The sequence below is a fragment of the Endozoicomonas sp. PH6C genome, from assembly GCF_059322965.1.
The window spans coordinates 7,042,537-7,065,218 of sequence record NZ_CP185342.1 but is presented as its reverse complement, the minus strand read 5'-3'; the positions used below and the strand labels follow the sequence as shown (position 1 = coordinate 7,065,218).

The following is a 22,682-nucleotide window of genomic DNA, read 5'->3' as shown; positions in this document are numbered from 1 at the left end:
CCATTGTAAAAGCGAGTCCAACGGATCGAATCCATTCTAAATGTCCTTTTAAATTGAGGATAAATACTGACTTTGGCAATACAAAGGAAACGGTCGTGAACCCTGTAAAAAGCAGCTCGGGTATTAACGAACTACTGTCGTCAACATCTGAAGAACCTCAACTGGAGCAAGCACCAACGGGCGTCAGTGCGGGTAGGGACGTCACTCTATATCACAACAATAACTCGCCATTCTTCGATTTGCCCGAATTAACACAATTAAAGATTATTCGCTGTCTGGGTTTTCGAGAGATTACCCGTTTCGCAAGGGTATGCCGGTATTTTCGTGATCTTGTTAATCAAGGTAGAGCTCTGGAAAGAGCCTGGTATCGCCGTTTTCCTTCACCACAGCAATATCAACTAAGGTCCACCATTGAGACAAAAGATCAGCAACAACTCCGTGATTGGTTGGAGCCGTTTGCTGATAAGGGCACTATCGGGTTGCTCATGGAACAAGGAAAGAACATTCATTTTTCTGTTCAGCTCCTTTTCAACAACAGCAAACTGATGTCGCTATGTAAAGAATTTGAGTTAGTGGAAAAACTCGAAATTACCCATGGAGGTCGTGTCTACCAAGCCACTTTAAGCCCCGATGGCCAACATCTGGCAACCGCCAGTCGCGATACAACAGCGAAAATCTACAGCCGTGAGCCCAATGGCTCATGGGAAGAAAAAGCCGTTATTACCACCCATGAATATTGGGTGATATCAGCCACCTTCAGCCCCGATGGCCGCTATCTGGTAATCGCCGCTCATCGCGGCACAGTGAAAATCTATGGTCTGGAGGACGATGGATCGTGGGAAGAAAAAGCCTCCATTTCCCACGAGACATACATCACTTCAGCCACCTTCTGTGCTGATGGCCGCCGTGTGTTGACTGTCGGTTATGGTAATGATGCTTTGCTGAAAATTACTGGTCGGGGGGACAATGGATCATGGGAATTGGAGGACACTCTTCAAAAAAATTGGATCACTTCGGCCAAGCTCAGCCCCGATGGCCGTCACCTGATCATTCATACTCCCGGGTATCGCGTTATAGAAATCCAGAGTCAGTTGGCCGCTGGATTATGGGCAGTAACATCCACCATTCAGCTAGAGGATGGAAGCGACCGGGTCAAATTCAGCGCCGATAGCTGCCATCTGGTCATCAGCACATTTGCTCCTGCGGCAATAATCTATGACCTGCAGGCTGATGGATCATGGAAAAAAATGGGCACGATCAAACATGATGATTTGATCCAATCAGCCAACTTCAGCGCCGACTGCCGCCACCTGGTGACCGCCAGTAGGGATAATACGGCAAAGATCTATAGCCAGAGTGCTGGATCATGGAAAGAAAAAGCCTGCATTGTCCACTCCGGGGGGGTGAGGTCGGCAAGCTTCAGTGCCGATTGCCAGCATGTGGTAACCAATAGTTATGATGCCACGGCGCAAATCAATAGCCTGCAGACCGATGGATCATGGGCACTAAAAGCCAGCATTGTCCATAATGATCAGGTCGTCTCAGCCACCTTCAGTGCCGACGCTTGCCACGTGGTGACCGCCAGTGACGATGGTAAAGTGAAGATTTATGGTCTGGAGGCTGACGGGTCATGGCTGCAAAAAGCCGTCATTCAAAAAGAGACAAAATTCACCGCAGCCAGTTTCAGCGCCGATAGCCGAAATGTGGTGACCGTCAGTATGGATAACAAAGTGAGGATCACTGAACTTCGGAAAAAGGATTGATGATCAATGAACTTTCATCATAAAACCGAGTCCTACTGACTGAATCCATTTTAAATGTCCTTTCCAGTTAACAATAAATATTGACTTTGGAGTTACGGAGCAATGAGGGATGAACCCAATTAACAGCAATTCCAGCATAAACAGAGCCTCACCGACACCTGTGCAACCTCAAATGGAGGCAGCATCAACGGGCGTCAGTGCGGGCAGGGACGTTACTCTGTATCACAACAATAACTCTCCGTTTTTAGATTTGCCCGAATTAACTCATTTGCAAATTATTCGCTGCCTGGGTTTTCGAGAGATTACCCGTTTAGCAAAGGTATGCCGATATTTTCGCAATCTTGTTAAACAGGTTAACGCTTTAGGAAGAGCATGGAATCGCCGGTTTCCTTCATCCCATCTATATCAACTAAAGACCAGCATTAAAACAAAAGATGAGCAACAACTCCGTGACTGGTTAGAGCCATTTGCTAATAAGGGCACTATAGAGCCCCTCATTGAACAACGTAAGAATACTTATTTTCCTGTTCAGTTACTTTTCACCAACAGTAAACTGATGTCGCTATGTAAAGAATTTGAGTCAGTGGAAAAAGCCGAAATTACCCGTGGTGATATTGTCTACAATGCCAGTTTCAGCTCCGATGGCCAGCATCTGGTAACTGCCAGTCGTGATAATACAGCGAAAATCTTTGCTAAGGAGGACAATGGCTCATGGAAACCAAAAGGCATCATTTCCCATAATCGTCGGTTCTACATCGTCACTTTCAGCCCAGATAGCCGCAATCTGGTGGTCGCCAGTCGTAACAAGGGGGAAATTTATGGCCGGGAGGACAATGGCTCATGGAAACCAAAAGCCACCATTTCTGGCAATGGTCTGGTCAAATTTGCCAGATTCACTGCTGATGGGCGCCAAATGTTGACCGCCAGCACCGATAAAACGCTGAGAATCTATGGTCTGGAGACTGATACATCATGGCAAGAAAAATACACTAATTACCATAATGATTCGATCAAATTTGCCCAACTAAACGACGATGGTCGTTATTTATTGATCCTCAGTGTATCTGGCATTGTCACACTCTATGGTCAGAAGGACAATGGCTCATGGAAAGCAGAAGCCACCATGATTCATAACGGTGAGCTCATATTGCCCAGATTCAGTCCCAATTGCCGTCATCTGATGATCAGTGGTAAAGACAATACTGTGGAAATCTATAGTCAGGAAGCCAATGGGTCATGGGAAATAAATACCACCATGACTCATGATGTTCCTGTCCACTCAGCTCGTTTCAGTGCCGATGGCCGCCATCTGATAACCAAAGGTGTCCTTAAGACGCTTAAAATATGTGACCTGCAGGACGATGGTTCATGGCAAGAAACAGTCACAATTCTTAATACGGGTGTCTTCTCAACCACATTCAGCGCCAATGGCCGCCGCCTGCTGACCATCTCTAATGATAAAACGATGAAAATCTTCGGCCTGGAGCCCCCCGGATCATGGGTAAAAGAAGCCATCCTTTCTCACAAAAGCGACATCATCTCAGCCGACTTCAGTGCCGATGGCCTCCGTTTGCTGACCACCGTCGACAATAAAAAGGCAAGAATCTATGGCCGGAAGACTGACGGATCATGGGAAAAACAAGCCACTATTGTCCACAAAGGTTACGTCTGTTCAGCCACCTTCAGTGCCGATGGTTGCCTTGTAGTGACCGCCAGTTGCGATCGCACGGCGAAAGTTTATGGCTTGTGGACCGATGGTTCATGGGTAGAAAAAGCCACCATTCGACACGAGTTTTCTGTTGAATCAGCCACCTTCAGCGCCGATAGCCGACATGTGTTGACTGTCAGCGCAGATAACAAGGTGAGAATCACTGAACTTCGGAAGAAAGATTGATGATCGAATGAGCGTATTTTTGCTTACGCAATGTTTTGAACTTCCATTGTAAAACCGAGTCCAACGGATCAGATCCATTTTAAATGTCCCTTTTAACTGTGGATAAAGACTGACTTTGGAACTATGGAGCAATCAGGGATGAACCCAATTAACAGCCATTCCGGGATACAGGAACCACACCCGCCAACACCCAAGCGAAATCGACTGAAGGAAGCTGCAACCGTTGTCTGTAAAGGCAGGGACGTTACTCCTTATTACGACAATAACTCTCCGCTTTTAGATTTGCCGGAATTAACACAGTTAAAGATTATTCGCTGTTTGGGTTTGCGAGAGATTACCCGTTTAGCAAAAGTATGCCGATATTTTCGCAATCTTGTTAAACACCATAACGCTTTGGGAAGAGCATGGAATCGCCGGTTTCCTTCACCACATCATCTATATCAACTAAAGGCTGCCATTAAGACAAAAGATGAGCAACAGCTCCGTGATTGGTTGGCGCCGTTTGCTAATAAGGGCACTGTCGAGTCGCTCATTGAACACCGAAAGAATATTCATTTCCCTGTCCAGTTACTTTTCACCAACAGTCAATTAATGTCTCTGTGCAGAGAATTTAAGTTAGTGGAAACGCTCGAAATTACCCATAGTGGTCGAGTCTATGAAGCCAGTTTCAGCCCCGATGGCCAGCATCTGGTAACCGCCAGTAGCGATCACACGGCAAAAATCTACTGCTGGGAGGCCAATGGATCATGGGAAGAGAAAGCCACCATTACCCATAATCGTGTGGTCTTGTCAGCCAGCTTCAGCCCCGATGGCCGTTACATGGTCACCGTCTGTCGCGATGGCACAGCGAAAATCTATGGTCTGGATGATCATAGATCCTGGGAAGAAAAGGCCTGCATTTCCCATAAGAATTTCCTCAATTCAGCCACTTTCAGTGCTGATAGCCGCCGTGTGGTGACCCACAGTTCCTATAACACGGTGAAACTCGTTGGTCGAAGGGGCAATGGGTCATGGGAAGTAGAGGAGACTTTTTATAGAAATTGGATCACTTCGGCCAAGCTCAGCCCCGATGGCCGTCACATGATAATTCTTAATTCAATGGATCACGTTGTAGAAATTCATGGCCAGTTGGCTGCGGGATTGTGGGAAGTAACATCTACCATCCAACTAAAGGCCCCTGTCTTCCTGGCCAACTTCAGTGTCGATAGCTGCCATCTGGTCCTCAGCACTCATCGTAATCACGCGACAATAATCTATAACCTGCAAGCTGATGGATCGTGGAAAGAAATGGGCACGATAAAATATGAAATGTTGATCAAATCAGCCAACTTCAGCGCCAACTGCCGCCATGTGGTGACCGCCTGTAATGATGGTAAGGCGAAAATCCATAGCCAGAGTGCTGGATCTTGGGAAGAAAAAGCCTGCATTGAACACCCTGAGGAGGTCACCTCAACCAACTTCAGTGCCGATTGCCAGCATGTGGTGACCACCAGTGATGCCATAGCGAAAATCAGCAGCCTGCAGGCCGATGGATCATGGGCACTAAAAGCCCGCATTGTCCATCCGGGTGAGGTCGTCTCAGCCACCTTTAGTGCCGATGCTTGCCATGTGTTGACCGCCAGTGTCGATGGTGTAGTGAAAATTTATGGTCTCGAGACCAACGGGTCATGGCTGAAAAAAGCCGTTATTCAAAAAGAGACAGAACTCACCGCAGCCGGTTTCAGCCCCGACAGCCGAAATGTGATGACCGTCTGTAAAGATAACACGGTGAGAATCACTGAACTTCGGAAGAAGAATTGATAATCGAATGATGGGTATTAGTTCCACTGACCTCAATCTTTTTTGAACTTCCACTATAAAACCGACTCCAACCCAACACCTGTGCAGCATCAACTGGAGGAAGCACCAACGGGCGTCTTTCCTTCACCACACCTTTATCAACTAAAGGCCGCAATTAAGACAAAAGACGAGCAACAGCTCCGTGATTGGTTGCAGACGTTTGCAAATTCAGAAACTATCGAGTCACTCATAAAACAAAGAAAGAGTTCTTATTTTCCTGTTCAGTTACTTTTCAGCAACAGTAAACTGATGTCTGAATGTAAAAAATTCAAGTTAGCGGAAAAAGCCAAAATTACTCATTCCTTCAATTTAAGCACAGCCACCTTCAGCGTCGATGGCCTCGGTGTGTTGACTGCCAACGAGCTCAAGCGATCTGTTCTTCACACAAATACGCCCTGCGTACATTTCTCGGAAATTTTTTGTTAGCCATTATTACACATTTGTTAGCAATTATTTGGTACTAAAAAGATCTTTAGGGCTATGTTTTGCTAATGTGAGCATTTTAGATTCTTAACAGCCTAATAAGGGAAAAGGGAAAAGGGAAAAGGGAAAAGGACATGTATCAAGTAGTAAAACCAATTGTACCGCCAGGGGCAAATACTCTAACGCAGTCCAAAATGGAGCAAGAGAGTCCATCTGTAAAAAAGGATGATATAAAGTATCTTCCTTGCGCAGTAGAACACACAGGAAATTATTTTGGGACTAAGGATCTTTCATCAAGATGCATTTCTCCGGTTATGAACGAAAAAGACAATGATGATTTCTACGTCCACCTTGCGAAAAACATCGTCTTCACTCTCGACCGAACTTATTTTGATTCAATTGATGAATTATCCTGGAGAAATATCGCTGATAGCTTAAAGTTTTCAGGCATAGATACATTAGAGAAAGCTACTGCTATGGATTTGAAGGTATGTCCTCCATGTCCAGTATTTCATACATGGGCAGCGCTGCATGGCACCACCATATTTGATGGCAAAAATAATCCTGAAAGATTTAACGGATTGAATTATGTCCAAAGAATATTGAAAGAAGGAACCGAACTCAGTAAAAATGATATCCCACTGTTTATAGTATTTTCTGACAAGGCGCTTAAAGAATCCCAAATCAATGAGATGAAAGCCAGTTTCAAAGATCATGATAATATCTTATGTATCTCTCTTGAAACAGACCTGCAGTTAAAATTTCCCAAGGAATTAGATTGGCATACTGCATATATGGGTTTCATGTTTATGGATTGCATCAGAATTGTTGTATCTCAACACATTACCAAGACTATAAACTTTTGTATAGATAAGGCTAAATCTGAAAACAAAATTAATCTGGCTAATCGTTTTGAAAAACTCGGAACCAATTTTTTGTTTTATTCAGACATTGATAATCAATGGCTATCGAAACCACCTTATATAATAGCTAGCCATGGCATGTTTACTCAACCAACATTGTCAGAGACCCTGCCACTCTACGGTATAAAAGATTGCGATGCAGATAAATTATTTGATGATGATAAATCGATTTTAACCAGACACAGGTCATTTTTCTCTGACTTTCCTTACCATAATACAGGTAGAACAATAACATGGTCTTCAGACAAAGCGAAAAATCTATTTGACTATATTTTAAGTGGTGAAGCAGAATCTAATTTCAAACATCTATCAAACCAGATTGCACATATTTCATCTAAATTCAATTATCTATTACGCATTGACAAAGGAGTTTCCTGGAAAGGTGATAATAGTTGTTTTTTTGTAGCAGATCATTCTAAAGACGTTTTTTATAGGGGCGCCTCAAAGAGAGTCAGCATTATAGACCTCCATGAAAAGCCAGATGGTAAATGTGCTAATCCAGACCCATATTACAGAGAAGCACACAGTCTCGTTGGAATGCAGTTACTCAAGTATTATTCTCATGGACATGATTTCACTTGGTGGCATTAAGCATTCAAGCAGGAGACCTCCACCTGGTTGTTTTGATCAGATTTTAACGGATCGGCCCCGAAATTTTCTTTCCAAATTCGTGAAATCAGCTCTTTGATCTATTGGCGCTCTGCGGTAAAGATTTCGCTGTGACACTCCCAGCCCTGTCAGGCGAGGGTTTAAGGCGATTTTGCTAACTTTGGGGTTTTGAATGAGTCAGGCGTGAACCCTCTGAACAACAATTACAACAATGAGGGTTCACTCCCGCCACCACCCAGGGGAGCTCGACTGGAGGAAGGCGCAACGGGCGTCTGTGCAAGCAGGGACGTCAATGTCTATAACCAATCGCCATTCCTCCGTTTACCCTACGAAACAAAATCGTTGATTATTCGCTATTTGGGTTTTCGAGAGATTACCCGTTTAGCAAAGGTATGCCGATATTTTCACGATCTTGTTAGACAAAATGCTGGCAGTGCAACATTTTTGTCTATGCTCGTATTCGTTTTTCTTATTAATGGCGAATTGAGATATGCATCGTTATTTAATTCATCCATTGAGATGGGTCTTTGTATCTGTTTTGTTATTCAGCGTGCAAGTGCTGGCTACCCCCTGCAAGCATTGCGGTAAAGAGAATGAGCCCGGTAAGGACGGGCAAACGTTCTGCCGAACCTGCGATTCCGGGAAGTCTGCCGGAGCAACCAACTCTGTGACGCCTTTTCCCGATGCTTATCCGCTCAACTATAGGGTCTTGTCGATGGTCAAGAATGAAAATGATGAGTGGATTAGTCGATATCAATTCAGAAGCTCGTTTATTGATACTATTGAGCGGGGAGATGGTGATGCAGCTGCCTGGGCATTGGCTGTGATCATTGCTCGTGAACTGGTAGAAAATGCCCGTCTCATGGGTTTGGCTTATCCGCTGGGATTTGAGTTCCAGGAGGAAGATCGTCTGCAAAAGCTACGGAAGATGGTAAAGCGAAAGCAAAAGCAGTTGCATTTTTTGCAAAAATTGCATTTAGCAGTACTCGATGCAGGAGCTGAACCGGCAATAATAATAAAGAATCCAATTCATGAAAGGGCAGAAGCTTTGACTCGTCAAAGAGCCGAGACAGTAGACCTGTCTCAATGGGCGGACCTGTCAGCTATGGGAATGCATCACCTGCTCACTGCTGAGTTTCACAACTCTGCAATGACGATGAATCTTACTCCTGTTTTTCAGGCTATTCGGGACGGGAATATGATACAGCTGATCGTTACTCAAACGGCGACAGATGAGGGCAATCAGGCTGCCGCTGCCACAGCCTCACCGGTAATGCTTGCCGCTATTATTCCAGCAGCCCTCACTACGTGTCCATACGAGCAGAAAGAGTCTACGGATATGCATCTGTTATTGGGAACCCTGCCACAGCCTATCAATCAACATCATTTAATGAATGCACTCACAGCCATTATGAATACAGTCGCTGAAAACGAGCAAAATGCCGATTTATCTTTACACTTTTTTATGACCCCCAATACGTATATTCAGCGTGACGACGATTTTCGATTATCCTGCTTGCATCACGCACATCGGGTTAATCGTAATCTTCCCGTCGGCGGATGGTCATCGATGCCGCAATAATAATCTCGTCTCCAATAAGTCACACAGCGAATCCAAATTCACAGTGCTCAAAAATTCCTGGGCAATTTTTGTCAACTCATCGGATGTGAGCACCAGAGCATTGCTGGCGTTGTTTGCCTGCTGCAACAAGCGGACATCCAACACGGGTTCCTGAAAACAGAAATAGCTCTTAATTTTACCCATAAAGCTCTGGAACGAGCCTGGTATCGTCGGTTTCCTTCAACGCATTTTCAGCAACTAAAAACCACCCTCACGACAAAAGATGAGCAACAACTCCGTGATTGGTTGCAGCCTTTTGCTAATAAGGGCACTGTCAAGTCGCTGATTGAACAACGAAAGAGTATTTATTTTCCTGTTCAGTTACTTTTCAACAACGGTAAACTGATGTCTCAAAGTAAAGAATTTGAGTTAGTGGAAAAACTCAAAATCACCCGTAATGATCTTATCTACCATGCCACTTTCAGTCCCGATGGCCAACATCTGGCAACCGCCAGTCGCGATAAAACAGCGAAAATCTACTTCCGGGAGACCAATGGATCATGGCAAAAAAAAGCCACCATTACCCATAATCGTCCTGCTTCTTCAGTCATTTTTAGCCCCGATGGCCGCTATCTGGTCACAGGCAGTTGGGATGGCAAGGCAAAAATCTGCGGTCTGGAAGACAATGAATCATGGGAAGAAAAAGCCTGCATTTCCCACGAGCATGAGATCGCTTCTGCCACCTTCAGTGCTGATAGCCTCCGTGTGGTGACCGTCGGCAGAAGTGATTCGGCGAAAATTATCCGTCGCGGGGACGATGGATTATGGAAGTGGAGGACACTATCCATGCATTTTTGATCAAATCGGCCAAGCTCAGCGCTGATGGCCGTCACCTGGCAATTTACAGTACTTTTCATGATGCTGTAAAAATCTATGGCCAGCAGGCCAATGGATCATGGCTGCAAAAAACAGCCGTTCGCAACAGAATACGATTCACCAAAGCCAGCTTCAGCGCCGATAGCCGACATGTGATGGCCATCTGTCACGAATACCCGCTGAGAATCAGTGAACTTCGGAAGAAAGATTGATGATCGAATGAGCGTATTTTTGCTTAGTCCAAGTGACTGCAATGTTTTGAACTTCCATTGTAAAACCGAGTCCAACGGATCAAATCCATTTTAAATGTCCCTTTTAACTGTGGATAAAGACTGACTTTGGAGCTAAGGAGCAATCAGGGATGAACCCAATTAACAGCCATTCCGGGATACAGGAACCACTCCCGCCAACACCCAGGCGAAATCGACTGAAGGAAGCTGCAACGGCTGTCTGTACTGGTAGGGACGTTACGCCTTATTACAACAATAACTCTCCGCTTTTAGATTTGCCGGAATTAACACAGTTAAAGATTATCCGCTGTCTGGGTTTACGAGAGATTACCCGTTTAGCAAAAGTATGCCGATATTCTTAAGGTAGACATTAAGCCCCACCCACAGCACAAAGACCTAATCTTGTACGCCCTGAACAACCATCTCGTGCAGGGTGTTCACGTTTCGCATTATCTGCCCAGAAGTTGAGCAGCTTCCTTGTATGTGAGAGCAGAGACTTTCCTGCATTCATAAGGGATAAAATGACATTACCAAACAGTCGGGTTCCACTTTTCATCGCCTTATGCGTCGAGATTTCTTCAATGGCTCCACTTTCATAGAGGTTCGCCTGTGCAGCATGGGCAAGATACCTTTTCAACGTCACAACCACGAAGGACATCAGAATCAGGCTAAACACCAGTGTCGCTGATTTAGTGTTAAAACGATGCCACCCTGAATAGGACTTGGTCTCTTTGAAGATAAGCTCTATTTGCCATCGTAGACGATAGGCCTGAAGTACTTCATTCAGGGTGAACTCAACCCGGTTAAGGTTGCTTACAACGAATACCCATTTCAGTTTCCTGTCATTCCAGCGGACAACCAAACGATATGGCCAGGCTTTGAATCCTGGCCATTCTACATCCAGGTCGAGGCATTGATCTTTAGGGAAGCCAGACAACACTTCCTTAAGTTTTTTCCCTTTGTAGCGATTCAGATTTTTGCCATCCTCCCGTACTGCGCTGAGTATCGTCGGGTTGATACTCTGAGGTGCCTTGCAGATAAAAGAACCTTCCCGATCATCAATGGCAGCAAAGCGTTCCAACTCAAAATAACCGGCATCGATCAGCATCAGGATATTAGCCATGGAGGTTGGCAGTGGTGGCAGACAGTCTCTTTCTGAACGGGTATCTTCAGTGAGCTGCACGCGCACCAGATTGTTGGTAAGAAGATCCATTGTCGTATGAAGTTCTACAGCAGCAGGACTGACCGTTGAGAACCTGCCGGGAAATGTTTCCTTTAGGGCATTGTAGACAGCCTGCGATGAGCCGTCATGAATCAGAATGTGCTCGAACTCTGAAAATGGACTGTCCTCATCAAACGCCATGACTTTGCGGGTAAAGACTTCCAGACACTGCACCCATAGCCAGAGGACAAGAGCAGGCATCGCGTCTTTTTTAGCTTGATTTGCCCAGGAACGATAGGAGACATTCAGCCCCGTCAACTCATTAAATTTACGGTGGAGATCGGCTTGAGTATCGCAGTTTCCATCACCAGCAAGGGCATCAATCAGTGAAAGGATAAAGTCCAAGGGGCGGATATCTCGCTGTCGTATAGTAAAACCAAGCTGTTCCGCCATACTGAGAAGTTCAGACCGGTCGAAACACGTCAGCAGTTTTTTTGAACTAGTCTACTATTTGCGATACTCATCTTGTTCAGCCTTGATACTTTTCGCGAAGCTTTATTTTGGCTGTTCAAGGTGAGTTCTGCCGCTGGAAATGAAGCTTTTTTGAGCTTAATGTCTACCCTAAGTGCCGATATTTTCGCAATCTTGTTAAACAAAGTAACGCTTTGGGAAGAGCATGGAATCGCCGGTTTCCTTCACCACATCTAGATCAACTAAAGGCTGTCATTAAGACAAAAGATGAGCAACAGCTCCGTGATTGGTTGGCGCCTTTTGCTAATAAGGGCACCATCGAGTCGCTCATTGGTAAGCGCCAAATAAACCAGCGTACTGGCTGCCGCCCCCAAGATTTCTTATTCTTTGCCTGTCTTAACATTCCAGGGGAGAAGCTGTTCCAGTTTCTCAACGGTATCGGCGTAAGGCAGCTCTTTTAAAATATGGTTCAGGTAATTGAAAGGCTCCAGACCATTCACCTTTGCGCTTTCAATCAGGCTGTATAAAAGGGCACTGGCTTGCGCCCCTTTTGGCGTGTCTGCAAACATCCAGTTCTTGCGGCCAATAGCGAAGGGGCGGATGGTGTTTTCCGCTGCGGCATTACTGATATCCAGGTGGCCGTTGTCACAGTAAACGACCAGTTTTGGCCATTGGTTCAATGCATAGCTCATGGCTTGGTGCGACAGGCTGCCCGGGTCTAGCCTGGTTATGTTTTTCTCCAGCCATACATGAAAGTCGTCCAGTAGTGGCTTACTCTTTTGCTGACGCAGGATGGCTTTTTCTGATGGAGGAAGATCTCCTATTTCTTTCTCAATGGCGTAAAGCTTACCGATTTTGCCTAAAGCGACATTCGCCTTGCTAACGCGGGTGTTTTTCACCTTTTTGCCCGGTTTGGCTTCGCCCTTCCTGGCATCCAGAAATTTCCTGCGAACGTGGTCGAAGCAACCCGCCTGGGTGATGCCTTCTTGTTTGCATACAGCGTCGTAACTGGCATACCCGTCAGTTTGCAGGTAACCGCTGAACCCTTCGAACAGACGCAGGGGAACCTCCTTGCCTCTTGAGGGATCGTATTCAAACACCACCGATGTTTGTCCGGGTGGCCCACCAAGGCTGACCCACATATATTTGTCAGAGTTGATGGACTTGCTGGTTTCCTTGATCACCTGAATTCGGGTTTCGTCAGCATGGATCACCGAACCGGTCTTTTGATGATCTCTCATCAAATTGATGAGTGGCCGCAGTTCTGTAGACAGCCGAATCAAAGAGTTGGCCATCGTCGTCCGGGTGACAGAGCCACCGTATCGCTTGAGGATATTCTCTTGCCTGTACAAAGGCAGTGCGTCGCAGTACTTGGAGACAATGATCCAGGCCAGTGTGCAAACAGAGAGTGAAGATTTGGGCAGTGGGTGTTTTGGCAGCTCTGCAACTTTAATGACCCGCTTCTCCTGTCCATGCTCATCGACTTCTGGAAAGACTGCTTTCTCTTGCAGAATTTCTTTCACCTGAACCTTGGTCGGAACGATATCAAGCTCTTCACGGACTTTGACAAAGAAGGTATCAATGGCTCCGGCTTTTTCTTCTTCACTGAGTTCAGAGCGTTCCTGCACTCTGGGCAGAGACTCTGAAAATGACTTGCGCCCTGTTTTCTTTTTGCGTGGTTTTGGAGGCTCTTGCTCTGGCTGACCTTCAGCTTCGTCTTGCTCTCCGGTGCAGCCTTCCAGCTCCACCTCGTTGAAAATGTCGACCTGGCTGTTGTTTTTTTCAGTGCTTCTTCCGTACAGGCGGGATCGGGAGAGCCTCAGGTACTCTTCCAGTTGCGCAATGCGTTTTTTTTGAGAATCGATGACCTCTGACTTCTTTTGAATAATGTCGTCTTTTTCAAGAAGGGCATTTTCTTTTTCAAGAAGGGCATTTTCTTTTTCAAGAATGACACTTTCCTGCGAATGGATCGCCTCAAACAAGGCGACCATTTCAGGGTTAGTCTCAGCCTGATGAAAGGGCAAATCCAGTGCGGATTTCGGCTGAAAAATCAGAGTGTCGGCGGTCGATTTCATGGTCGCTATTTTACCATAAAACCCTGAAAAACAGGACTAAAAACAGCTCTCATAATGCCTTTTTTTATGGGGTTGCATGGCATTGAGATTGTAGCCGTCCAGCAGCCAGTTTAATTGTTTCCCGGTTAATGTAACCAGCTCTTCGTCCGGTTTGGGCCAGTGGAATTTGTCCTCAGACAGGCTCTTGTAATAAAGCACAAAACCATTATCTTCCCAGAACAGGCACTTGATTTTATTACGCTGCCGGTTGGTAAACGCATATAAATAGCCGTCAAAGGGGTTGTGCCCCAGCTCTTGTTCAACCAACACAGCAAGCCCACGAAATGACTTGCGAAAGTCAATCGGCTCCCGGTAGAGAAACACCTTTGGTAATACCTCTGACGGTCGCATAACCGGGGTGTTCATAGCATATCCCTCACCAGTTGCTCACAAAGCGACAGGTTACTTTCATCAATACCGGACACTGTTACACCACTGGGTAGGGTGATGGAGAGTGGTGTTATCCGAGAAGGCGCACCAGGTTCTGGTTGGGGTGTTACCTGGACAAAGCCAGAGTTGTTCGGGGTCGGTTTTACGCTGGGGGTTGTGTCGAGTTTACGCTTCCAGTATCCGAATTTGGATACCCTTATACCATGCTGTTGGCACCACGCACTCTGAGTCAAACCTGAATCCCGCCACGACTGAACACGCTCTAGCCATTCACTGTCTGCGGGTAATTTCTTTGACATATTGGCCTCCTTATATCGGGAGGCTAATCATTTCAAATGGGGTTTTGATTCTGAAGGGCGTGGGTTTATTTGGCGTTTACGCTCATTGAACACCGAAAGAATATTCATTTCCCTGCTCAGTTACTTTTCACCAACAGTCAACTAATGTCTCTGTGCAGAGAATTTGAGTTAGTGGAAACGCTCGAAATCACCCATGGTGAGAAAGTCTATGAAGGCAGTTTCAGCCCCGATGGCCAGCATCTGGCAACCGCCAGTGGCGATCACACAGCGAAAATCTACCGCCGGGAGGCCAATGGATCATGGCAAGAAAAAGCCACCATTACCCATGATGGTTTGGTCTTATCAGCTAGCTTCAGCCCCAATGGCCGCTATCTGGCCACTACCTGTTACGATGGTACAACAAAAATCTACGGTCTGGAGGACCATCGATTCTGGGAAGAAAAGGCCTGTATTTCCCATAAGGATCCCATCATTTCAGCCACCTTCAGTGCTAATAGCCGCCGTGTGGTGGTCAACATTTTCTATGAGACAGTGAAAATCATTGGTCGAAGGGATAATGGGTCATGGGAAGTAGAGGACACTTTTCATAGAGATTGGATCACTTCGGCCAAGCTCAGCCCCGATGGCCGTCACATGATAATGCTTGGTACAAAGGATTACGATGTAGAAATTCATGGCCAGTTGGCTGCGGGAATATGGGTAGTAACATCCACCATTCAACTAAAGGACCCTGTCTTCCTGGCCAACTTCAGCGCCGATAGCTGCCATCTGGTCCTCAGCACTCATCGTAATCACGCGACAATAATCTATAACCTGCAGGCTGATAGATCATGGAAAGAAATGGACAGGATAGAACATGATGAGTTGATCGAATCAGCCAACTTCAGCGCCGACTGCCGCCATGTGGTGACCGCCTGTAAAGATGGTATGGCGAAAATCCATAGCCAGAATGCTGGATCATGGGAAGAAAAAGCCTGCATTGAACACTCTGGGAAGGTCACCTCAGCAAACTTCAGTGCCGATTGTCGACATGTGGTGACCACCAGTGATGCCATAGCGAAAATCAGCAGCCTGCAGACCGATGGATCATGGGTACCAAAAGCACGCATTGTCCATCAGGATGAGGTCGTCTCAGCCACCTTCAGTGCCGATGCTTGCCATGTGTTGACCGCCAGTGTCGATGGTGTAGTGAAAATTTATGGTCTTGAGACCAACGGGTCATGGCTGAAAAAAACCGTCATTCAAAAAGAGACAGAACTCACCGCAGCCAGTTTCAGCCCCGACAGCCGAAATGTGATGACCGTCTGTAAAGATAACACGGTGAGGATCACTGAACTTCGCAAGAAGAATTGATGATCGAATGATTGCTAAGTACCTGGCCAGTTGGTTTCGCATATTCTGGCGAGTGGATTTTTTCATCCTTCAAGGCGCAACGACGGGCGCGTAGCCATAGCTACGCAACCAGAGTTGGAACGCAGAAGGGTGGAAAAAGCCGCCGTCAAGAATATGCGAAACCAACTGGTTAGGTACTTATTTAGTTCCACTGACCTCAATCTTTTTTGAACTTCCACTATAAAACCGACTCCAACAGATTGAATGCTTTTTAAATAACCTTTCCAGGCGAGAATAAAGACCGACTTTGGAGCTACGGAGCAATCAGAGATGAACCCAATTAACAGCCATTCCGGGATACACGAATCACTCCCGCCAACACCTGTGCAGCATCAACTGGAGGAAGCACCAACGAGCGTCAGTGCAGGTAGGGACGTTACTCTATATCACAACAATAACTCTCCGATTTTAGCTTTGCCCGAATTAACACAGTTAAAGATTATTCGATGTCTGGATTTTCGAGAGATTACCCGTTTAGCCAAGGTATGCTGATATTTTCGCGATTTTGTTAAACAAAACAGAGCTCTGGAAAGTGCATGGGATCGCCGGTTTCCTTCACCACATCTTTATCAACTAAAGGCCGCAATTAAGACAAAAGACGAGCAACAGCTCCGTGATTGGTTGCAGACGTTTGCAAATTCAGAAACTATCGAGTCACTCATAAAACAAAGAAAGAGTTCTTATTTTCCTGTTCAGTTACTTTTCAGCAACAGTAAACTGATGTCTGAATGTAAAAAATTCAAGTTAGCGGAAAAAGCCGAAATTACTCATTCCTTCTATGTCAAAACAGCCACCTTCAGCGCCGATGGTTGCCATCTGGTCACCGTCGGTGGGGATAAAAGGGCGAAAATCTTCGGCCAGAAGACCGATGGATCATGGGAACCAAAAGGCATCATTTCCCACAGTGATTACCTCTACTCAGCCCGCTTCAGTCCCAATGGTCGTCATTTGGTGACCGCCGGTTGCGATGGCCAGGCGAAAATATATGGTCAGGAGGATGATGGATCATGGAAAGAGAAAGCCATCCTTTCCCATATTGGTCCGGCCTATTCAGCCACCTTCAGTGCTGATGGCCGCCGTGTGGTGACTGCCAGTGCTTACAGGACGAAAATCTTTATTCAGGGGGACGATGGATCATGGGCATTAGAGAGTACTATTGAACGTGGTAGTACGGTCTCTTCGACCGTAATCAGCTCCAATGGCCATCATCTGGCGCTCTGCAGTCAAGATTACTCTGTAAAAATCTATGCTCGGGGGCCCGCTGGATCATGGGTAGAAAAAGCCAGCATTCAGCACAGTTCCGGAATCAAATCCGCCAACTTCAGCGCCAATAGCCTCCATGTTGTGACCGTCAGTAGGGACAGTACGGCAAAAATCAGTGGCCTGCAGGCCGATGGATCATGGAAAACAGCAGCCACGATTTATCATAATCATCGGGTCTCAGCCACCTTCAGCGCCGATAGCTGCCATCTGGTGGCCGCCAGTCGGGGCGACAAGGCGAAAATCCACAGCAAGACGGCCGATTCATCATGGCAAGAAAAAGCCTGCATTTCCCACACCGGAGAGATCACCTCAGCCAACTTCAGTGCCGATTGCCGCCATCTGGTGACCAGCAGCAAGGATAACACGGTAAAAATCAGTACCCTGCAGGCTGATGGATCATGGCAAGAAGAGGCCATCATCATTATCCATCAGAACAGCGTCACCTCAGCTACCTTCAGTGCCGATGGCTGTCATATGGTAACTACCAGCCTGGATGGTACAGCGAAAATATGTGGCCAGGAGGCCGACGGGTCATGGCAGGAAAAAGCCACCATTCAACACGAAAGTCAGGTCAAGTCAGCCGCTTTCAGCGCCGATAGCCGACTTGTGGTGACGGTTACTCTTTACGCAGCAAAAATCACTGAACTATGCAAGGACGATGATGATCCAATGGGCCTGATCCAACCTCAGCCTGAGGTTAGTTGTCTCCTCTTTTGATGTAGGGGCGTATGCGCGGCAGGTAGTCCAGTTCCATAGTCTATGATGTCCTTTCAAGAAATGGAAAGGTGAAATCATTGAATAAAAATCAGCGTGATTGTTTGTCTAAGATGTGGTTTGATCTGGTCAAGGTGCCCTTAGCTCTGTGTATCCTGGGTCCTTTGGTATCAGAAAGTGACCTGTTTTGGGAAATAGAACTGTTCGGTGCTGCGCTGATTATTTTCTTTGTTTATGTTGGCTTTGTAACAGGAGAAAAGTTATGACACCCAGCGATATGTATCTGCTCATGACCCTTTTTGTGGTCATTATTGCCATACCGGTCATTATCTGGATCAAGCATGAAAACAAAAAGCATTAACCCTGAACCACATCCCCCTGAAGCTGCTGCCTGAAAATCAGGTCCACATTCCATTTCATTTGCAGGTCATTAGCGAACATTTTCAGATAGCTTTGTGCCTGCATCAGATTTTCTTCCGTTTCTCCGTCCGTAATGTAGGCACGGAACATCAAGTAATTGATTACCGGGTTCAGCCAGACGGTATCCAGTTCCATGTCGGTAGGATCGTTTCCAAAGTCGGTAATGGTGACCGGAACCGGTGTTCGGTTGATCATAATATTGATGATGTGATTGGCCGCTGGCACTGGGTAGACGTAAAACACGCCGAGGCTTTTCTCGTCGTAGATAAACCGTTCCACATCCGTTCCGGTGGTGACAGACCAGTTGGCTATTAATGAATCCAGTGACTCACGGGTAGTTTTAGTGACCAATCTGCCGACATTTTCGTTGTCGATGATATCCATTAACCGTTAGGCTTCAATGGGTACACTCTGCCTTGACTTGGCCTGACAGTTAAAATTAGTCACCTGCGAATAGGTATCAGGGCGGTTCTGCACCACGGCCAGCTGAGCTAAAGCCGGTTGCCGTCCTTGTCGCAAGGGAACAAGTCTTTGTTCACTTGCTTGATCCATGACCTTGAAAAAATTTCACGGATCAGGGCTCTGTTTTTTCCTGGTTTCACTGACCCCAATATTTTGAACTTCCATTACAAAACCGACTCTAACAGATCAAATCAACTTTAGATGTCTTTTTAAGGCAAGGGTAAGTACTGACTTTTGAACTCAGGAGGGGCCAGACATGAACCCTTTGAACAACAATTCCGGCCATGACGATTTACTCCCGCCAGAACCCAAGCGACCTAGACTGGAGGAAACAGCAACGAGTGTCTGTGTCGGCAGAGACATTAATGTATATTACCAAAACCAATCGCCATTGCTTTGTTTACCCTACGAAACAAAATCGATGATTATTCGCTATTTGGGTTTTCGCGAGATTACCCGTTTAGCGAAGGTATGCCGATATTTTCGCGATTTTGTCAAAGAAAATAACGCGTTGGGAAAAGCATGGAATCGCCGGTTTCCTTCACCTCACCTCTATCAGCTAAAGGCCGCAATTAAGAGAAAAGATAAGCAACAACTCCGTGATTGGTTGGCGCCTTTTGCTAATAAGGACACTACCGAGTCGCTCATTGAACACCGAAAGAATATTCATTTCCCTGTTGAGTTACTTTTCACCAACAGTCAATTGATGTCTCTATGTAAAAAATTCAGGTTAGTGGAAAAAATCAGGATTACTCATGCTGATCTTGTCTCCGAAGCCACTTTCAGTCCCGATGGCCACTTCCTGGCAACCGCCAGTTTTGATAACACAGCAAAAATCTACCGCCTGGAGGCCAATGGATTATGGGAAGAAAAAGCCACTATTACCCATAATCGTATGGTCTTGTCAGTCAGCTTCAGCCCCGATGGCCGTTATCTGGTCACTGCCTGTCACGATGGCACAGCGAAAATCTGTGGTCTGAAGGATGATGGATCATGGGAAGAAAAAGCCATTATTCACCATATTGATCATGTCAGTTCAGTCAGCTTCAGTGCTGATGGTCGCCGTGTGGTGACTGCCAGTTTGGGTCATACGGTGAAAATCTTTGGTCAGGGGGACGATGGATCATGGCAACCGGAGGGCATTATTGACCATAGTAGTCCGGTCTGTTCGGCCATGCTCAGCACCAATGGCCATCATCTGGTGATCTGCGATGAAGATTATGCTGTAAAAATCTACGCTCAGGGGGTCGCTGGATCATGGTTGGAAAAAGCCACTTTTCAACATAAGAAAGCAATCAGCTCAGCCAACTTCAGCGCCGATAGCTGCCATCTGGTAACCGCCAGTTTTGACTGCACGGCGAGAATCTGTGGCCTGCAGGCCGATGGATCATGGCAAGAAATAAAGGTGATTCATCATAGTGACGTGATCGGCTCAGCCACCTTCAGCGCCAATTGCCGTCATGTGGTCACTGCCAGTATGGATGGCAAGGCGAAAATCTATGGCCAGAAGGCCGCTGCATCATGGCAACAAAAAGCCTGCATTTCCCACAACGGAGGGATCAACTCAGCCAACTTCAGCAGCGATTGCCTCCATGTGGTGACCGCCGGTGATGACAACACGGCAAAAATCAGTGGCCTGCAGGCCGATGGATCATGGCAAGAAGAAGACAGCATTATCCATAAGGAGTGTGTCATCTCAGCCACTTTCAGTGCCGATGGTTGTCATATGGTCACTGCCAGTGCAGATGGTACAGCGAAAATTTGTGGCCAGGAGGCCGACGGATCATGGCTGGAAAAAGCCACCCTCCAACACGAGGATGAAGGTGCAGTCCACTGGGCCACTTTCAGTGCCGATAGCCGACATGTGGTAACCGTCACCAAGTACGCAGCGAAAATCACTGAGCTATTTTTCCCGGATCAGGGCGCTTCTTTTTCTTATTTCCACTGACCTCATTTGAACTTCCATTAAAAAACCGACTCTAACAGACCAAGTCAACTTTAGGTGTTTTTTCCAGACAAGGATAAGCACTGACTTTTGAACTCAGGAGGAGTCAGACATGAACCCTTTGAACAACAATTCCGGCAATGACGATTCACTCCCGCCAGCACCCAAGCAACCTCGACTGGAGGAAGCGGCAACGGGTGTCTGTGCAGGCAGAGACGTTAATGTATATCACCAAAATCAATCGCCTTTCCTCTGTTTACCCAACGAAACAAAGTCGATGATTATTCGCTGTTTGGGTTTTCGCGAAATTACCCGTTTAGCAAAGGTATGCAGGCATCTTCGCGATCTTGTTGAAAACGATAGAGCTCTGGAAAGAGCCTGGTATCGCCGGTTTCCTTCTCAACACCAATATCAACTAGAGGCCACGATAAAGAGAAAAGATGAGCAACAACTCCGTGGCTGGCTGGCACCGTTTGCGGATAAGGACATTGTCGAGTCACTTTTCAAACAACGAGAAAGTACTTACTTTCCTGTTCAGCTCCTTTTCACCAAAAGTAAACTGATGTCTCAATGTAAAAAGTTCAAGCTGGCAGAAAAAGCCGAAATTCCCCATGCTTCTTATGTCACCACAGCCACCTTCAGCGCCGACAGCCGCCGTGTGATGACCGCCAGTGCGGATCATAAGTTGAAAATCTACGGCCAGGAGAATGGTGGAACCTGGAAAGAAATAAACACTATTACCCATGATGGTTCAGTCAGTTCGGCCAGCTTTAGCTCTGACGGCCGTCATGTGTTAGCCACCGGTTATGATAAGACATTCATTATCTACAGTCAGGCCGACAATGGATCCTGGGAAGCAAAAGCCACCATTCCCCATGTTCCCACTGCCAAATCAGTCACCTTCACTGCTGATGGTCGCCGTTTGGTGACTGCCGGTACAGATCACACGGTAAAAATCTTTGGCCAGGGAAACAATGGATCATGGGAAATAGAGGACACCATTGACCATACCACTCCGATCGAATCGGCCAGGTTCAGCGCCGATGAGAGTCTTCTGGCGATCCACGATAGACATTTCGTTGTTACAATCTATGGCAAGGGGTCCGCTGGAAAATGGGTGGAGAAAGCCACCCTTCAAGGCACCCATATCGCAATTGCCGATATCAGCGCCGATAACTGTCACCTGTTAACCAAAGGTTCAGGTGACAAGGCAAATATCTTTAACCTGCAGACCGATGGATCATGGAAAAAAGCGGCCACGATTCCCCGTGATTATATGCTCGCCAGAGCCACCTTCAGCGCCGATAGCTGCCATGTGGTGACCGCCAGTTGGGATTACAAGCCGAAAATCTATAGCCGGATAGCCGATTCATCATGGCAAGAAAAAGCCTGCATTACCCACAAGGACAAAGTCATCTCAGCCACCTTCAGTGCCGATTCCCTTCATGTGGTGACCATCAGTGAGGATAATACGGCAAAAATTAGTGGCCTGCAGGCCGATGGATCATGGCGAAAACAAGCCAGCATTACCCATAAGAACAGAATCCTCTCAGCCACCTTCAGTGCCGATGGTCGTCTTGTGGTGACCGCCAGTGCAGATGGTACGGCGAAAGTTTTTGGTCTGCAGACTGAAGGGGCATGGCTGGAAAAAGCCACCATCCGACACGAGAAGGGAGTCCTCTCAGCCGACTTCAGTCCCGATGACCGATATGTGGTGACCATCAGTAATGATAACAGTGCGAGAATCACTGAACTGTGGAAGGACGATGATGATCGCCCGACCCAACGCCTGCCTGAGGTTAGTTGTCGCCTCTTTTAATCCGTGACCTTGAAAAAATTTCCCGGATCAGGGCTCTGTTTTCTCCTGGTTTCACTGACCTGAATATTGTGAACTTTCATCCTAAAACTGAGTCTAAGTCGTTGAATTCATTT

At 46.5% G+C, this 22,682-nt stretch carries 21 protein-coding genes; 16 read left to right on the top strand and 5 right to left on the bottom strand.

All coding sequences use genetic code 11. From position 1 onward, the window contains the following. Nucleotides 1-95: 95 nt before the first annotated feature. From ACOMG9_RS25205 to ACOMG9_RS25160, 10 genes are all read left to right on the top strand, one after another. The gene (locus ACOMG9_RS25205; RefSeq protein WP_494529586.1) at nt 96-1,763 is read left to right on the top strand and encodes an F-box/WD repeat-containing protein; all 1,668 of its coding nucleotides are present in this window, start codon (nt 96-98) and stop codon (nt 1,761-1,763) included. A gap of 109 nt (nt 1,764-1,872) precedes the next feature. After that, the gene (locus ACOMG9_RS25200; protein WP_448218687.1) at nt 1,873-3,657 is read left to right on the top strand and encodes an F-box/WD repeat-containing protein; all 1,785 of its coding nucleotides are present in this window, start codon (nt 1,873-1,875) and stop codon (nt 3,655-3,657) included. A gap of 138 nt (nt 3,658-3,795) precedes the next feature. Then, nucleotides 3,796-5,457 (top strand): F-box/WD repeat-containing protein, encoded by a 1,662-nt coding sequence (locus ACOMG9_RS25195; protein WP_494529585.1) that lies wholly within the window; start codon nt 3,796-3,798, stop codon nt 5,455-5,457. A gap of 42 nt (nt 5,458-5,499) precedes the next feature. Beyond that, nucleotides 5,500-5,922 carry a hypothetical protein gene (locus tag ACOMG9_RS25190; protein ID WP_448214987.1) on the top strand — a complete coding sequence of 141 codons (423 nt, stop codon included), beginning with the start codon at nt 5,500-5,502 and terminating at the stop codon, nt 5,920-5,922. A 131-nt stretch (nt 5,923-6,053) separates the two neighbouring features. Continuing rightward, complete coding sequence (locus ACOMG9_RS25185; RefSeq protein WP_448214988.1) at nt 6,054-7,433, top strand: hypothetical protein; 1,380 nt, start codon at nt 6,054-6,056, stop codon at nt 7,431-7,433. A 201-nt stretch (nt 7,434-7,634) separates the two neighbouring features. After that, entirely contained in the window at nt 7,635-8,039 is a 405-nt protein-coding gene (locus ACOMG9_RS25180) for an F-box protein (RefSeq protein ID WP_448214989.1), read from the top strand. Beyond that, the gene (locus tag ACOMG9_RS25175; protein ID WP_448218676.1) at nt 7,942-9,033 is read left to right on the top strand and encodes a hypothetical protein; all 1,092 of its coding nucleotides are present in this window, start codon (nt 7,942-7,944) and stop codon (nt 9,031-9,033) included. Before ACOMG9_RS25180 ends, ACOMG9_RS25175 begins: the two co-directional genes overlap by 98 nt. Nucleotides 9,034-9,417: 384 nt before the next feature. Continuing rightward, complete coding sequence (locus tag ACOMG9_RS25170) at nt 9,418-9,870, top strand: WD40 repeat domain-containing protein (RefSeq protein ID WP_448214990.1); 453 nt, start codon at nt 9,418-9,420, stop codon at nt 9,868-9,870. After that, nucleotides 9,837-10,100, top strand: a complete 264-nt coding sequence (locus ACOMG9_RS25165) for a hypothetical protein (RefSeq protein ID WP_448214991.1) — start codon at nt 9,837-9,839, stop codon at nt 10,098-10,100. Before ACOMG9_RS25170 ends, ACOMG9_RS25165 begins: the two co-directional genes overlap by 34 nt. A 149-nt stretch (nt 10,101-10,249) precedes the next feature. After that, nucleotides 10,250-10,480, top strand: coding sequence for an F-box protein (locus tag ACOMG9_RS25160; protein WP_494529584.1), 231 nt, complete (start codon nt 10,250-10,252; stop codon nt 10,478-10,480). An 8-nt stretch (nt 10,481-10,488) separates the two neighbouring features. Here ACOMG9_RS25160 and ACOMG9_RS25155 read toward each other — a convergent pair whose 3' ends face one another. The 4 genes from ACOMG9_RS25155 to tnpA form a co-directional block, all read right to left on the bottom strand. Continuing rightward, nucleotides 10,489-11,766 carry an IS4 family transposase gene (locus ACOMG9_RS25155; RefSeq protein ID WP_494530405.1) on the bottom strand — a complete coding sequence of 426 codons (1,278 nt, stop codon included), beginning with the start codon at nt 11,764-11,766 and terminating at the stop codon, nt 10,489-10,491. Between the two features lie 365 nt (nt 11,767-12,131). Next, nucleotides 12,132-13,826, bottom strand: a complete 1,695-nt coding sequence (gene tnpC, locus ACOMG9_RS25150; protein WP_494529122.1) for an IS66 family transposase — start codon at nt 13,824-13,826, stop codon at nt 12,132-12,134. A gap of 36 nt (nt 13,827-13,862) precedes the next feature. Further along, entirely contained in the window at nt 13,863-14,231 is a 369-nt protein-coding gene (tnpB, locus tag ACOMG9_RS25145) for an IS66 family insertion sequence element accessory protein TnpB (protein WP_448215654.1), read from the bottom strand. Then, the gene (gene tnpA, locus ACOMG9_RS25140) at nt 14,228-14,554 is read right to left on the bottom strand and encodes an IS66 family insertion sequence element accessory protein TnpA (protein WP_448215653.1); all 327 of its coding nucleotides are present in this window, start codon (nt 14,552-14,554) and stop codon (nt 14,228-14,230) included. Before tnpA ends, tnpB begins: the two co-directional genes overlap by 4 nt. Before the next feature lie 144 nt (nt 14,555-14,698). Here tnpA and ACOMG9_RS25135 point away from each other — a divergent pair, with 144 nt between their 5' ends. The 4 genes from ACOMG9_RS25135 to ACOMG9_RS25120 all read left to right on the top strand — a co-directional run bounded on the left by ACOMG9_RS25135 (nt 14,699) and on the right by ACOMG9_RS25120 (nt 18,189). Further along, complete coding sequence (locus ACOMG9_RS25135; protein ID WP_494529583.1) at nt 14,699-15,907, top strand: WD40 repeat domain-containing protein; 1,209 nt, start codon at nt 14,699-14,701, stop codon at nt 15,905-15,907. Between the two features lie 309 nt (nt 15,908-16,216). Next, nucleotides 16,217-16,438, top strand: a complete 222-nt coding sequence (locus ACOMG9_RS25130; RefSeq protein ID WP_494529582.1) for a hypothetical protein — start codon at nt 16,217-16,219, stop codon at nt 16,436-16,438. A gap of 228 nt (nt 16,439-16,666) precedes the next feature. After that, on the top strand, nt 16,667-17,926 hold the full coding sequence (locus ACOMG9_RS25125; protein ID WP_494529581.1) for a WD40 repeat domain-containing protein: 1,260 nt from the start codon (nt 16,667-16,669) through the stop codon (nt 17,924-17,926). Between the two features lie 77 nt (nt 17,927-18,003). Further along, nucleotides 18,004-18,189 (top strand): hypothetical protein, encoded by a 186-nt coding sequence (locus tag ACOMG9_RS25120; RefSeq protein WP_448214994.1) that lies wholly within the window; start codon nt 18,004-18,006, stop codon nt 18,187-18,189. 91 nt (nt 18,190-18,280) lie between these two features. Here the strand turns inward: ACOMG9_RS25120 and ACOMG9_RS25115 are convergent, their stop codons facing one another. Next, the gene (locus ACOMG9_RS25115; protein WP_494529580.1) at nt 18,281-18,727 is read right to left on the bottom strand and encodes a phage adaptor protein; all 447 of its coding nucleotides are present in this window, start codon (nt 18,725-18,727) and stop codon (nt 18,281-18,283) included. 334 nt (nt 18,728-19,061) lie between these two features. Here ACOMG9_RS25115 and ACOMG9_RS25110 point away from each other — a divergent pair, with 334 nt between their 5' ends. Together ACOMG9_RS25110 and ACOMG9_RS25105 are read left to right on the top strand one after the other, a co-directional pair. Next, nucleotides 19,062-20,753: an F-box/WD repeat-containing protein gene (locus ACOMG9_RS25110; RefSeq protein ID WP_494529579.1), complete on the top strand. Its 1,692-nt coding sequence runs from the start codon at nt 19,062-19,064 to the stop codon at nt 20,751-20,753. A 109-nt stretch (nt 20,754-20,862) separates the two neighbouring features. Further along, nucleotides 20,863-22,569: an F-box/WD repeat-containing protein gene (locus ACOMG9_RS25105; RefSeq protein WP_448214998.1), complete on the top strand. Its 1,707-nt coding sequence runs from the start codon at nt 20,863-20,865 to the stop codon at nt 22,567-22,569. Nucleotides 22,570-22,682 lie beyond the last annotated feature (113 nt).

What these genes read in the sequence shown, in the direction of transcription:
- ACOMG9_RS25200 (WP_448218687.1), top strand. Translation starts at nt 1,873, where the DNA reads ATGAACCCAATTAACAGCAATTCCAGCATAAACAGAGCCTCACCGACA.
- ACOMG9_RS25195 (WP_494529585.1), top strand. Translation starts at nt 3,796, where the DNA reads ATGAACCCAATTAACAGCCATTCCGGGATACAGGAACCACACCCGCCA.
- ACOMG9_RS25185 (WP_448214988.1), top strand. Translation starts at nt 6,054, where the DNA reads ATGTATCAAGTAGTAAAACCAATTGTACCGCCAGGGGCAAATACTCTA.
- ACOMG9_RS25175 (WP_448218676.1), top strand. Translation starts at nt 7,942, where the DNA reads ATGCATCGTTATTTAATTCATCCATTGAGATGGGTCTTTGTATCTGTT.
- ACOMG9_RS25170 (WP_448214990.1), top strand. Translation starts at nt 9,418, where the DNA reads ATGTCTCAAAGTAAAGAATTTGAGTTAGTGGAAAAACTCAAAATCACC.
- ACOMG9_RS25165 (WP_448214991.1), top strand. Translation starts at nt 9,837, where the DNA reads ATGGAAGTGGAGGACACTATCCATGCATTTTTGATCAAATCGGCCAAG.
- ACOMG9_RS25160 (WP_494529584.1), top strand. Translation starts at nt 10,250, where the DNA reads ATGAACCCAATTAACAGCCATTCCGGGATACAGGAACCACTCCCGCCA.
- tnpC (WP_494529122.1), bottom strand. Translation starts at nt 13,826, where the DNA reads ATGAAATCGACCGCCGACACTCTGATTTTTCAGCCGAAATCCGCACTG.
- tnpB (WP_448215654.1), bottom strand. Translation starts at nt 14,231, where the DNA reads ATGAACACCCCGGTTATGCGACCGTCAGAGGTATTACCAAAGGTGTTT.
- tnpA (WP_448215653.1), bottom strand. Translation starts at nt 14,554, where the DNA reads ATGTCAAAGAAATTACCCGCAGACAGTGAATGGCTAGAGCGTGTTCAG.
- ACOMG9_RS25135 (WP_494529583.1), top strand. Translation starts at nt 14,699, where the DNA reads ATGTCTCTGTGCAGAGAATTTGAGTTAGTGGAAACGCTCGAAATCACC.
- ACOMG9_RS25130 (WP_494529582.1), top strand. Translation starts at nt 16,217, where the DNA reads ATGAACCCAATTAACAGCCATTCCGGGATACACGAATCACTCCCGCCA.
- ACOMG9_RS25125 (WP_494529581.1), top strand. Translation starts at nt 16,667, where the DNA reads ATGTCTGAATGTAAAAAATTCAAGTTAGCGGAAAAAGCCGAAATTACT.
- ACOMG9_RS25115 (WP_494529580.1), bottom strand. Translation starts at nt 18,727, where the DNA reads ATGGATATCATCGACAACGAAAATGTCGGCAGATTGGTCACTAAAACT.
- ACOMG9_RS25110 (WP_494529579.1), top strand. Translation starts at nt 19,062, where the DNA reads ATGAACCCTTTGAACAACAATTCCGGCCATGACGATTTACTCCCGCCA.
- ACOMG9_RS25105 (WP_448214998.1), top strand. Translation starts at nt 20,863, where the DNA reads ATGAACCCTTTGAACAACAATTCCGGCAATGACGATTCACTCCCGCCA.